Annotated in this window: 16 protein-coding genes and 1 tRNA gene; 7 read left to right on the top strand and 10 right to left on the bottom strand. The window is 71.7% G+C overall.

The genetic code is table 11. The features are described 5' to 3' along the window. The 8 genes from AB1673_02990 to AB1673_02955 form a co-directional block, all read right to left on the bottom strand. Positions 1-993, bottom strand: coding sequence for an iron chelate uptake ABC transporter family permease subunit (locus AB1673_02990; protein MEW6152943.1), 993 nt, complete (start codon positions 991-993; stop codon positions 1-3). An 83-nt stretch (positions 994-1,076) separates the two neighbouring features. After that, a complete protein-coding gene (locus AB1673_02985; GenBank protein MEW6152942.1) occupies positions 1,077-2,147 on the bottom strand; it encodes an iron chelate uptake ABC transporter family permease subunit in 1,071 nt (356 codons plus the stop codon). A gap of 130 nt (positions 2,148-2,277) precedes the next feature. Further along, positions 2,278-2,688 (bottom strand): alternative ribosome rescue aminoacyl-tRNA hydrolase ArfB, encoded by a 411-nt coding sequence (gene arfB, locus AB1673_02980; protein MEW6152941.1) that lies wholly within the window; start codon positions 2,686-2,688, stop codon positions 2,278-2,280. Positions 2,689-2,708: 20 nt separating this feature from the next. Then, a complete protein-coding gene (gene era / locus AB1673_02975) occupies positions 2,709-3,593 on the bottom strand; it encodes a GTPase Era (GenBank protein MEW6152940.1) in 885 nt (294 codons plus the stop codon). Next, on the bottom strand, positions 3,590-4,870 hold the full coding sequence (locus tag AB1673_02970) for a hemolysin family protein (GenBank protein ID MEW6152939.1): 1,281 nt from the start codon (positions 4,868-4,870) through the stop codon (positions 3,590-3,592). Before AB1673_02970 ends, era begins: the two co-directional genes overlap by 4 nt. Positions 4,871-4,886: 16 nt before the next feature. Beyond that, the gene (gene ybeY / locus AB1673_02965; GenBank protein MEW6152938.1) at positions 4,887-5,402 is read right to left on the bottom strand and encodes an rRNA maturation RNase YbeY; all 516 of its coding nucleotides are present in this window, start codon (positions 5,400-5,402) and stop codon (positions 4,887-4,889) included. Further along, entirely contained in the window at positions 5,399-6,310 is a 912-nt protein-coding gene (locus AB1673_02960; GenBank protein MEW6152937.1) for a PhoH family protein, read from the bottom strand. The genes ybeY and AB1673_02960 overlap by 4 nt, the downstream gene beginning before the upstream one ends. Positions 6,311-6,384: 74 nt before the next feature. Next, positions 6,385-6,729 carry a histidine triad nucleotide-binding protein gene (locus AB1673_02955; GenBank protein ID MEW6152936.1) on the bottom strand — a complete coding sequence of 115 codons (345 nt, stop codon included), beginning with the start codon at positions 6,727-6,729 and terminating at the stop codon, positions 6,385-6,387. Between the two features lie 67 nt (positions 6,730-6,796). Here AB1673_02955 and AB1673_02950 point away from each other — a divergent pair, with 67 nt between their 5' ends. Further along, positions 6,797-7,390, top strand: a complete 594-nt coding sequence (locus tag AB1673_02950) for a hypothetical protein (GenBank protein MEW6152935.1) — start codon at positions 6,797-6,799, stop codon at positions 7,388-7,390. Here AB1673_02950 and AB1673_02945 read toward each other — a convergent pair. Next, positions 7,360-7,590 (bottom strand): helix-turn-helix domain-containing protein, encoded by a 231-nt coding sequence (locus AB1673_02945; GenBank protein ID MEW6152934.1) that lies wholly within the window; start codon positions 7,588-7,590, stop codon positions 7,360-7,362. The genes AB1673_02950 and AB1673_02945 overlap by 31 nt on opposite strands. Before the next feature lie 111 nt (positions 7,591-7,701). Between AB1673_02945 and AB1673_02940 the strand changes: the two genes are divergently transcribed. The 3 genes from AB1673_02940 (at position 7,702) to AB1673_02930 (ending at position 8,398) form a co-directional block, all read left to right on the top strand. Beyond that, a tRNA-Ala gene (locus AB1673_02940) sits at positions 7,702-7,775 on the top strand. A gap of 66 nt (positions 7,776-7,841) precedes the next feature. Continuing rightward, positions 7,842-8,090 carry a ribbon-helix-helix domain-containing protein gene (locus AB1673_02935; protein ID MEW6152933.1) on the top strand — a complete coding sequence of 83 codons (249 nt, stop codon included), beginning with the start codon at positions 7,842-7,844 and terminating at the stop codon, positions 8,088-8,090. Next, entirely contained in the window at positions 8,084-8,398 is a 315-nt protein-coding gene (locus tag AB1673_02930; GenBank protein MEW6152932.1) for a type II toxin-antitoxin system PemK/MazF family toxin, read from the top strand. Before AB1673_02935 ends, AB1673_02930 begins: the two co-directional genes overlap by 7 nt. Positions 8,399-8,502: 104 nt before the next feature. On the opposite strand, the gene AB1673_02925 is transcribed toward AB1673_02930, so the two are convergent. Beyond that, the gene (locus AB1673_02925) at positions 8,503-9,978 is read right to left on the bottom strand and encodes a metallophosphoesterase (GenBank protein MEW6152931.1); all 1,476 of its coding nucleotides are present in this window, start codon (positions 9,976-9,978) and stop codon (positions 8,503-8,505) included. A gap of 206 nt (positions 9,979-10,184) precedes the next feature. On the opposite strand from AB1673_02925, the gene AB1673_02920 reads away from it, so the two are divergent. From AB1673_02920 to AB1673_02910, 3 genes are all read left to right on the top strand, one after another. Continuing rightward, a complete protein-coding gene (locus tag AB1673_02920; protein MEW6152930.1) occupies positions 10,185-10,709 on the top strand; it encodes a septum formation family protein in 525 nt (174 codons plus the stop codon). A gap of 226 nt (positions 10,710-10,935) precedes the next feature. Further along, positions 10,936-11,265 (top strand): metalloregulator ArsR/SmtB family transcription factor, encoded by a 330-nt coding sequence (locus AB1673_02915; protein ID MEW6152929.1) that lies wholly within the window; start codon positions 10,936-10,938, stop codon positions 11,263-11,265. After that, positions 11,262-11,555, top strand: a complete 294-nt coding sequence (locus AB1673_02910; GenBank protein ID MEW6152928.1) for a hypothetical protein — start codon at positions 11,262-11,264, stop codon at positions 11,553-11,555. Before AB1673_02915 ends, AB1673_02910 begins: the two co-directional genes overlap by 4 nt. Positions 11,556-11,629: the final 74 nt, after the last annotated feature.

The raw sequence follows: 11,629 nt of genomic DNA, 5'->3' as shown, positions 1-11,629 counted from the left end.
TCAACCTCCCTTTCCGATGCGATTGGCTCGGGCCAACAACCAGATGAGGTACGGGGCGCCGATGACGGCGGTGACGACGCCGACGGGCAGCTCCGTGGGGGCGAAGAGGCGGCGGGCCGCCAGGTCGGACAGCAGCATCAGGGCGGCCCCACTGAGGGCGGCCGGCCCCAAGGCGGCGGTGGCTCCGCCGACCAGGCGGCGAGCGATCTGGGGCGAGACGAGGGCAACGAAGGCCACTGGTCCGGCCGAGGCGGTGGCCACCGCCGCCAGGCCCACCCCGGAGATGATCAGCCCGGCCCGGGCTGCCTCCACCCGCGTTCCCAGCCCCCGGGCGGCGTCGTCGCCCAGTTGCAACGCACGGAGCTGGCGGCCCAGGCCCAGGGTCAGCGGCAAGAGCAGCACCAGGGCCAAGGTGACCGGCCGCACGTGCTCCCAACCTCGCCCATTGAGGCTTCCAGTGAGCCAGACCGTGGCCTGATGGGCCTGGAAGATCTCGGCCCGGGTGAGCAGGTAGGAGGTGATGCTGGAGAGCATGGCGGTAACCCCGATGCCCACCAGCACCAGCCGGTAGCCCGTTACCCCCCGGCGGTAGGCCAGCAGGTAGACAGCAACGGCAGTGGCCAACGCCCCGGCCAGGGCCCCCAGGGAGACCTGCGTCGAGGTGCCCCCGACGACCACGATCACCAGCACGGCGGCAGCCGCGGCCCCGGCGTTGACACCGATGATGTCGGGGCTGGCCAGAGGGTTGCGGGCCAGGCTCTGGAAGACGGCGCCCGACAAACCGAAGGCGGCGCCTACCAGGGCCCCCGTCAGCACGCGCGGCAGACGCAGGGTGTTGACGATGAAGAAGGCGTCGGTGTCGCCGTAGCCGAACACCGCGGGTACGACCTCGGCGAGAGGTATGGGGAAGTCGCCCACACTGATGCTGACCGCCCCAGCCAGGGCGATGACCCCCAGCAGGGCGAACGACACCCCGGCCACTCGGACGTTCACGGCCCGCGAGATACTCGGACGGGCTACCCGCAACACCCGAAGGCTGGGCAGCACCACCGTGCGAGAGAGGCTGACCGGTGACCTCACAGCTCGGCCAGCTTGCGGCGGCGGACCAGGGCGATGAAGAAGGGTGCGCCCACGAAGGCGGTGACGATGCCGACCTCGAGCTCGGCCGGCCGGGCCAGGACACGGCCGACGATGTCGGCGACCAGCAGCAGCACGGGGGCGAGCAGTGCCGAGTAGGGGAGGACCCAGCGGTAGTCGGGCCCGCACATGGCCCGGGCAATGTGGGGCACAGTCAGGCCCACGAAGCCGATGGGGCCGGCGGCCGCCACCGCCGAACCCACCAGCAACACCACCGAGACGGCGCCCACGAGCCGCGAGAGCCCGACCCTGCTGCCCAGTGAGCGGGCCACGTCGTCGCCCAGGCTGAGGGTGTTGAGGGCCCGGGCCGCGGCCAATGCCAGCACCACACCGACCACCAGGAAAGGCAGGACCTGGCGGACGATGTCGCCGTCGCGCCCGGCCAGAGAACCGACCACCCAGAACCGGAACTGGTCGAGGGTGGCGATGTCGAGAAGGAGCACGGCGCTGGTGAGTGCCCCCAGCAGAGCGCTGACGGCCGCCCCGGCCAGGGCCAGCTTGACCGGGGTCGGGCCCTGTCGGCCCAGTGAACCGAGGCCGTATACCAGCACGGCGGCCCCGAGCGTGCCCGCGAAGGCGAACCATACGTACACCGAGAGGTCGGAGATGCCGAAGGCGTAGATGGCGATCACCACGGCCAAGGAGGCGCCGGCGTTGACCCCGAGGATGCCGGGGCCGGCCAACGGGTTGCGGGTCACCCCCTGCATAACGGCGCCGGCCAGCCCCAGGGCCACACCCGCCCCGAGACCGACGACCGTGCGGGGAACCCGCAGGCTGCGGATGATCAGGTGGTCGTTGGACCCGTCGAAGGCGAAGAAGGCGTCGAGCACCACCCCCAGGGGGATGGGCTTGGAGCCGTAGGCCACGCTGGCCAGGGAGGCCCCGACAACCGCGGCCAGCAGCAGGACGAGGCCGCACCACCGGGCCAACGCCCGCCGGGCCAGAGCCGGGGGCCGGGCTACGGAGGGACCGGGCGCGGGGCGGGGAGGGGCGACCGCTGGGGCGGTCATCGGGGCCTCGGCTGCGCCCGGTCCATAGTTCCGCCCTCGCCCGGTGCGGCCCCCAACGCAGTTCGGCTCACCGCGGCATCCTGCCCTTGTGTTAGGGCAGCCGTCAAGAAGGAGTTAGGGATCCCTAATATCAGTCGGTGGGTGGCCGGCCTCGCTGGCGCTTGACCTCGGACCGTTGGCGCTTGTCCTTCAGGCGAGCCTCTTTGGCGCCCCGGGAGGGCCGGCTGGCCACCCGGGTCTTGGGCACCCGCAGGGCGTCGGCCAGGCGGGCCGCCAGCCGCTGGAGGGCCAGGTCGCGGTTGCGGGCCTGGGAGCGTTCGTCGGAGGCGACCACCCGGACGACCGGGCCCAGGCGTTCGAGCAACCGCGCCCGCTGGCGGGGCCCGAGCGAGGGCGAGGAGGCCACGTCGAAGCGGACCTCAGCCCGGGTGTTGGCCGTGTTGGCGTGCTGGCCTCCCGGGCCACCCGACCCGCTGAAGCGCCACTCCAGCTCGTCGAGGGGTATGCGGCAACTGGAGCTGACCCGCAGCATCTCGGCCATCGTGGGTGGCTCCCGCCGGCCTACAGGCCCAGGCGGTCGAGGGAGTGGGGGCGGCGCTGCCAGTCGGGCTCGACCTTGACCACCAGTTCGAGGAAGGCGCCGTCGACGAGTTGGGCGCGCACGGCCGTTCCGACCCGCTTCAACACCTCGCCCCCCTTGCCGATGACGATCCCCTTCTGGGACTCCCGCTCGACGAGCACCTCGACCTTCACGTGGGGCCAGTCCCACTCGGTGACCCGGCAGGCGATGGAGTGGGGCAGCTCCTGGCGGGCCACGGCCAGGAGCTGCTCGCGGACCAGTTCGGCCACCCAGAAGGCGTCGGGGACGTCGGTGACCGTCCCCTCGGGGTAATAACGAGGGCCTTCGGGAAGGCGCTCGACGACCGCCGCCACCAGCTCGGACGTGCCCGCGCCGGTCGTGCCCGAGACCGGGTAGTACTCGGAGAACTCGAGCTCGGAGGCCCGGCGCAGTTGTTCGAGCACCTCCCGGCGGGGAGCGGCGTCGATCTTGGTGACCACGCAGATCGTGCTCGCCCGGGGCAGGCGGTCGGCCACGAACCGGTCTCCCCGGCCCAGGGGCTTGGTGGCGTCGAGCACGAAACAGACCACGTCGACCTCGTCGAGGGCCTGGCGGGCGGTGGCGTTGAACCTCTCCCCCGCGGCCGTCTTCGGTTTGTGGATCCCCGGGGTGTCGACGAACACGACCTGGCTGGAGGGGCTGTCGAGCACCCCCCGCACCTGGGTGCGGGTCGTCTGGGGTTTGTCCGACACGATCGACACCTTGGTGCCCAAGATGGCGTTGAGCAGCGTCGACTTGCCGGCGTTGGGCCGCCCCACGAGGGTGGCGAACCCCGACCGGAACGGCTCCGGACCGGGCGCCCCCTCGGGCGCTGGCTCGCCGCTCACTCGGTCGCCGGGCCGTCGCCGGGCTCGTCGGCAGCCAGCTTGGTTATGCGCACCCGGCCGATGCGGCGGCCCTGCACTCGCTCGGCGTGGAGCCGGTGGCCGTCGTGGTCGACGGCCTCGCCCTCGCTGGGCACGTGGCCCAGGAGGTTGAGCACCAACCCGCCCACGGTGTCGAAGTCGCCGTCGGCAAAGGCGGCCCCGATGAGCTCGTTGACCTCGTCGATCGGCATGCGGGCGTTCACCCGGACGCCGCCGTCGGGCATGGGCTCGACGGGTGCCTCCTCGGCGTCGTACTCGTCGACGATCTCCCCCACTAGTTCCTCGATCAGGTCCTCGAGGGTGACGAGGCCGGCCGTCCCGCCGTACTCGTCGACCACGATGGCCATGTGGGCCTTCTCCTTCTGCATCTCGGGCATGAGCTCGGCCACCCTCTTGGTCTCGGGCACGAAGCTGGCTGACCGCACCAGTTCACGCACGGGCCGGTCCTCGCCCCCCGAGCGCAAGGCCCTCATGAGGTCCTTGGCGAACAGGATGCCGACGATGTCGTCGATGCCCTGCTCGTAGACCGGGATGCGGCTGAACCCGGCCGACATGAACAGCTCCATGGCGTCGCCGGCGCGCGCCCGGGCCTCGACGGTCACCATGTCGGGCCGGGGCACCATGACCTCGCGCACGACCGTGTCGCCGAACTCGATGATGGAGTGGATCAGCTTTCGCTCGGTGCGCTCGATCACCTCCTCCTCCTCGGCCACGTCGGCCAGGGCCAGCAGCTCCTCCTCGGAGACGAACGGGCCCCGCTTCAGCCCCTTGCCCGGGGCCAGGACGTTGGACACCCAGATGAGGGCGGCCATCAGCAGGCGGACAGGCCACAGGCGGGAGATGCCGTAGACGAGGGGGGCGACGGCCAGCGCCGCCTTCTCGGAGTGCTGGACGGCGTAGGTCTTGGGCACGACCACGGCGGCCACGAAGATCACCAGTGTCTCGGCCGTCACGGCCACCGCCACCCCGGCCAGGCCGAAGGACCGGTCGGCCAGGATGGCCACGACGGTGGCGGCCGTGACGTGGCAGGCCAGGACGAGCAGCAGCAGCGGGTTGAGGGAGCGTTCGGGGTGTTCGAGGAGCCGGGCCAGCGAGCGTGCCCCCCGCCGACCGTCCTCGACCAGGGAGGCGGCCTTCGTGCGGGTCACCCGGGTGATGCTGGCCTCGGCCATGGCCAGCACGGCGGCCGCCACCACCAGGGCGCCCACCGTGGCCCACAGCGCCGGTTCGCCGTTCACCGGCTACTTGGGGGGTTCATGGGCGGTGGAACCGGGCCAGCAGCTCCTGCTCGCGCTCCTCCATCGCCTGGGCCTCGGCGTCCTCGGCATGGTCCATACCCAGCAGGTGGAGGATCCCGTGTACCACGAGCAGGGCCAACTCGTCGTCGTAGGTGCCGGCGTGGTTGGGCGCGTTGCGCCGGGCCACGGCCGGGCAGACGACGACGTCGCCCAGCAGGGTCGGAAGATCGGACGGTTCGATGTCGTCGCCCGGGCCGGCGGGGCCGAGGGAATCGGCGACCCGCCCCCCCTCGTACACGTCGTCGTCGATCGGGAAGGCCAGCACGTCGGTGGGCCCGTCCTTGCCCATGAACCGCTTGTTGAGCTCGGCCATGGCCTGCTCGTCCACGAACAGCAGGCATACCTCGGCGTCGTCGCGTACGCCCTCGGCGCCCAGGACCGATTCGGCCAAGGTGACCCAGCGCAGCGTGTCGACCGGTTCGTCGGACTGCTCGTCGGCCGCGAACACGGCCACCGGGGAGGGCGCGCTCACGGCCGCTGGCCGTCGGTCGCCCGCTCGTAGGCGTCGACGATGTCTTGGACGATCCGGTGGCGCACGACGTCGCGCGAGCTCATGTGCACGAACTCCAGGCCGGCGATGCCCGACAGGACGGCCTCGAGGCCCAGCAGGCCGCTGCGCCCGGCCGCCAGGTCGACCTGGGTCACGTCGCCCGTGACCACCGCCCGGGAGCCGAAGCCGATCCGGGTGAGGAACATCTTCATCTGCTCGGGCGTGGTGTTCTGGGCCTCGTCGAGGATGAGGAAGCTGTCGTTGAGGGTGCGGCCCCGCATGTAGGCCAGCGGTGCCACCTCTATGGTGTCCCCTTCGAACAGGCGCTTGGAGCCCTCGGGCCCCAGCATGTCGTAGAGGGCGTCGTAGAGGGGACGCAGGTAAGGGTCGACCTTGGCCAGCACGTCGCCGGGCAGGAAGCCGAGCCGCTCCCCCGCCTCCACCGCCGGGCGGGTGAGGATGATGCGGTTGACCTGCCGGGCCTGGAGGGCCTGAACGGCCATGGCCACGGCCAGGTAGGACTTGCCCGTGCCCGCCGGGCCGATCCCGAAGGTGATCACGTTGCGGGCGATGGCGTCGGTGTAACGCCGCTGGCCGCTGGTCTTGGGCCGCACGGCCCGGCCCCGGGCCGACCGCAGCACCTCCGACGACGTCACCTGGGACGGGCTCTCGTCGGCCTTGACCATCTCGATGGTGCGCCCCACTCCCGCGGGGTCGAGCTGCTGGCCCTGGCGCAGGAGGGTCACCATCTCCTCGAACAGCCGGCCGACACGGTCGGCGTCCTCGCCGCTGACGGTGATCTCGTTGCCCCGCACCATTATCTCGGCGCGCTCGAAGGCCGCCTCGATCAACCGGAGCAACTCGTCGCGCTGGCCCAGGAGCTCAACCATCAGGTGGTTGCCGGGCACGAGGACTTTGACGGGGGTGGGGGACACGCTGGTGGCGCCAGGTTACCCGGCGGCCCTCACCCCGGCGGCCACTGCATGGGCCGCCCCCCCAACACGTGGAGGTGGAGGTGGGGCACCGAGTTCTGGGCGTGCTCGCCCACGTTGAACACGAGCCGGTAGCCGTGGCCCTCGACCTGCTCGCGCCGGGCGACGTCCTGGGCGGTGGCGAACATCTCGGCCAGGAGGTCGGCGTGCTCGGGCCGCACCGTGTCGGCCGACTCGATGTGCTGGCGGGGCACGACCAGCACGTGGGTGGGCATGGCCGGGGCGATGTCCCGGAAGGCGTAGGTGTGGTCCGACGACGCCACTTCGGTGGACGGGACCTCCCCGGCCACGATCCGGCAGAACAGACAGCCGCTCACCCCGCGACGCTACCCCGGCCCACGGTACGCGCCCGGCGTAAGTGCGGGGGTGGGTACGCTCCCGCCGGTGGCGGACATCGGCGACGAGGGCCGGTTCGACGAGATCGACCGGTGGGCGGCCGAGGCCCGGGCGCGCGAGGCCGCCGATGCCCGGGTCAGGGAGCGCTGGCTGCGGGCCCAGGCCGAAGAGGGCGCCCAGATGGCCCAGGTACTGGCCGGCCTGGCCGAGCGGGGCGCGACGGTGGTCGTGACCACGATTGCCGGACGGTCGGTGGTCGGCCGGCTGGCGTCGGTCGGCCAGGACTTCGTGAGGGTGGCCACGACGGCCGGGTCGACCAGCCTCGTCCCCTTCTCGGCGCTGGCGTGGCTGCGCGAGCCCCCCGGCGACCGGCGCCGGCCCGACCCGGCCGTGGGGCCCGACCCGTCGCCCTTCGCGGACGACGGCGGTCCGCCAGGGGCGGCCGCGTTGGTGGACCTCCTGGCCCAGGCCGCGGCCGTGCGGCCCCGGGTCACCGTCCACTCCAACGGCGCCTCGGTGACCGGCGACCTACGGTCGGTGGGCATCGACATGGCCGTCGTGCAGACCGACGGTGACCCGCCCGGGCTGACCTATGTGCGGCTCGCCTCGGTCTACGAGATCTCTTTCCTCGACTCGGGGTAGAGGTGCTCGAGGGTGCCCGGTTGGATCCGGGACGACTCGATGAAGGCCTCGACCTGGGACTGCTGCAGCCGGATGACCCGGCCGAACTTGTACGCCGGTAACTGGCTCTCGTCGATGAGCCGGTAGAGGGTCCGCACGGTGACCCCCAGCCGCTTAGCGGCCTCACCCGTGCTCATCCAAGTGATCTCGTCCTCTGCCATGGAGATGATGATAGCGTGTGAGTGCCATCTCTTGTGGGATCTCATGAGGTTTCAGCCCACCGCCCCGAGCGGTCGCTGGCCGCCCACCAACTGCTACCGTAGGGCGGTTACGGGGCTGTAGCTCAGTTGGCTAGAGCGCTTGCATGGCATGCAAGAGGTCGTCGGTTCGAATCCGATCAGCTCCACTCGGAGGTACCGGACGGGCCGACGTTCAAACCCGGGGTTGCATTGCGGACCGCTATGCTGAATGCATGACGCAGTTCGTTACGCGCGTTGATCCTGAGCTCGCCCATGCGGTAGACGCCCTGGTGGCGTCCGGGGCTGTCGAGAGTCGGTCCGAGGCCGTCCGCGCCGGCTTGTCCGAGCTAGTCGAGCGTCACCGGCGCCGTGACATCGGGGATCGGATAACCCGTGCCTATCGAGAGCAGCCGCAGACGGACGAGGAACTGCTCGGGCTCGACGAAGCTACCCGCGCGCTGATCGCCGAAGAACCATGGTGACGGTTCCCGGACAGGGCGACATCTGGTGGGCCGAGGTAGAAGACATGCGGCGCCCGGTGCTGGTCGTGACGCGCTCTGAGGCGGTGCCGGTCCTCACGGCGATCGTGGTGGCGCCCGTCACTCGTAGCGTACGAAGCATTCCCACCGAGGTCCCTCTCGGCCGTGACGAGGGCCTCGCCATCGACTGCGCGGCCACCTTCGACAACCTCCAGCGCGTCCGTCGAAGCGCTCTCACGACACGGGTGGGTCAGCTCGGGCCGCGCCGAGCGGAGTTGTGCGAGGCGCTTCGCGCTCTTGCCGACTGCTGAGCAATCCACTGGCCGGGTGGTCCTCGCTGCCGCCGGGTGGTCAGGGTTGGAATGAAGCTGCGTCATCTCCACTCGCCGTTGTCCCTGTTCCAATCCCGTCCCGGTCAAGGGACAGTCGTGGTCGAGGCCAACGGCTCCTGAGGCTGCACGAGGTGGCGTTGGATGCGCACGGAGCTCTGGCCCAGGCCCTCCACGGTGACCCGGTCGAAGGCCACCAGGGCTCGCGACGGGGGGTCGAAGTAGAGGACCGTGCAGGTGAGCGGCTCGGGCCCCTCACCCTGGAGGCTGCGTAGGCCCGCGCCACCGGTCGACCCCTCCACCATGAGGAGGGCGTCGCCGATGCTCGAACGGCGGGGCTGGTGGGTGTGCCCGGCCAGCACGAGGGGCGTGAGGTGGCCGATGCCGGCCGCCATCCGGGCATCGTGGACCGCCACCAGGTCGACGGGCGGGGGCAACACGGCTTCGAGCGCAGCCGTCACCTGGGGCACCAGGGCGGCCGCCTCCTGGCGCTCCACGTCGGTACCGGTCTCCCTCGACTTGTCGGGGGTGAACCGGGGATCGGGGAACCCCCACATGCGCAACCCGACCACCTCGTGGGCCCCGCCGTCGAGCACCACCGCGTTGGGTTGGGACGCCACCGCTTCGGCCGTGCCCACCGAGTCGTGGTTGCCGCGCACCCACACGTAGGGGACACCGAGGGTCCCGATGGCGTCGATGAGCCGGCTCTCGGGCTCGCTCCCCCAGTCGGTCAGGTCCCCGGTGTCGACCACGGCGTCCACCCCGAGCTGGCTGATGATGGTGCGCATCAGGTCGAAGGCCTGGGGGTTGTTGTGGACGTCGCTGACGTGCAGCACCCGGGTGGTGGCGGCCCGGCCGGGGTCGAACGTAGGCAGCTCCCGGCCCACGTCGTAGAGCATGGCCACGTTGGCCACCAGGCCGGCGAGTTGCGCCCGGTACTCGCCGAAGCGCTCCACGATGGCCCCCACGTCGCCCACCACCTGGGGTGCGACCGACAGCAGCCCGCTGTAGGCGGGCTCGGACACGGCCTGCGGGCGCCACGAGGAGGCGGTGAGGGCCAGCATCGCTCCCATCACCGCCGCGACCACCGGCCCACCCACCAGCAGCGATCGCCAGCGCAGGGCCCCCAGCAGGGTGCCAGCCAGCCCGCCGATCACCCCGGCCAGCACCGAACGGCGGGCCAGGTCGGCCAGAGCGTCCCTGGCGTCGCCCGCGATGGTCTCTTCGAAGTCCTCCAGCACGGTGGGGTCGCGGGCGATGGCCTCGGCCTCGTCGAGCCGCAACTCCTCCACGCGGGCCTCGACCCGTACCGGGGCGCTGTGGGTGTCGAACCGGATGGTCCCCAGCGGGGCCAGCCGCACGACGGTCTCGGCGGTGGTCGACGGCCGCGCCTGCATCGTCACGTCGAAGGGCCCGATCGAGGCCCGCGAGTGGCCTCCCAGCATCAGCCCGATCACCGTGCCGGCCAAGGCCAGGAGCCCGACGCGCAGGGCGCGCCAAGCGGCCCGGTGGCGGTTCGGCTGGGGCGGGACCTCGGCGGTGGGGGGGTCGGGGCGGGCCACGGACAGCTTGTGGGTGGCTACCCATCGAACCTTCCCGCCCAAACCGCGGCCGAGGAACGAGGGCAGCGGTACTCTCGGCCGGTGTGAGCACGGCGGGATGGCCTACCCCGAACCCTCCGCCTCCCCCTCCGCCTCCGCCCGCCTGGCTCCCGGGAACGGGCCCGTACCCAGGTCCTCCCCCGCCCCCCAAGCGGAAGCTGGCCGAGGTGGCGCGGGGAGTGGGCATCGGCGCGTTGCTGGCGGCAACGCTGGTCCTGAGGGTCGTGGTGAACGTCGGGTTGCTCGACGGCGACCGCCCTAGCCCCCGCGACCGGTGGGTGGCGCAGGTGCCAGCGGCGACGCACCCGTTCGTCGACACGGTGTCACCTCGCGACCTGGGCCCTGGGGCCTGCCTCGACCGGGCCCCCTACCTCCTCGCTCGCGTCGTGGCCTGCGGACAGGGCCACATAGCCGAGATCGTCACGGTCTTCGCCGTCGAGGGCGAGCCAGGCCGGCCCTACCCGCCCGTGAACGATCTCGTCCGGCAGGCACTGGGCCGCTGCCGGTCCGATGTCGATGCGTACGCCGGGGTGGCGGCGGGCCGACCCCGGCCCGCTCATTTCGTGGCCGTCCCTGCCTCCTCGGACTGGGACCGCGGTGAACGCCGGGTCGTCTGCTACGTGACCGGCCCCGGGGGCGATCCTCTCGTGGGCTCGGTCAGGGCCGGTCCCGCGCCCGCCGGGCCGGCCTAGGAGGCTGGTGTCTTTCGCGATCGGCGCTTCGCGCCGAGCGGCCGACCTGCCCCTGACCAGCACCTTTGCAGTGTCGCCGAGCCGCGAACGGGGCGGTCGGCCGCCTGGGGAGGGTCTAGACACCAGCCTCCTAGCGGTTCCCCCAGGAGGAGCCCGGGGGACATGTTCCGGTCGCGGCCGCTGGCCAGCCGCTTACATTCACTTATAAGCATGAGACAATATATGAGTGGACACGACCAACGACGGCTCGCTCGTGCCGGCGGCCGAGTTGCTGCGGGCACTGGCCCACGAGCACCGGCTGGCCATCGTGCTCGAGCTGAGGGAGGGGCCCCGGTGCGTCCACGAACTGGTGGAGGCCCTGGGCGTGACCCAGCCCCTGGTCTCCCAGCACCTGCGGGTGCTGCGATCCCTTGACCTGGTCACCGGCCAGCGCCGGGGCCGGGAGATCGCCTACTCGCTGGGCGACGAGCACGTCGCCCACATCGTGCACGACGCCGTGGTGCACGCCACCGAGCGCGGCCGCCGTCGGGCCACGCCCACGAAAGGAGAACGATGACTTCCATCCACACCGTCCACGAAGATCACACCCACGCCCACAGCCCCTCGTGCGGGCACGCCTCGGTCGCCCATGACGACCACGTCGACTACGTCCACGAGGGCCACACCCACCGCCTCCACGACGGCCACTGGGACGAGTGCGTGACGGCCCACGCCGTGCATGACGACCACGGCCACGGCCACGGCGAGAACTGCGGCCACGAAGCCGTCGACCACGACGGTCACCTCGACTACGTCCACGACGGCCACCGCCACGCGGTCCACGAGGGCCACTGGGACGAGCACTGACCGATGCTGAACTGAGCTGCTGAGCCGAGCCGACGGGCCGGTGCCGGCGCGGCCGCCGCCTTACTCGCCGGGAC

The sequence above is a fragment of the Actinomycetota bacterium genome, assembly GCA_040754375.1.
Taxonomy (GTDB): Bacteria; Actinomycetota; Acidimicrobiia; order Acidimicrobiales; family AC-14; genus JBFMCT01.
This window is presented reverse-complemented; position numbering and strand designations above follow the sequence as displayed.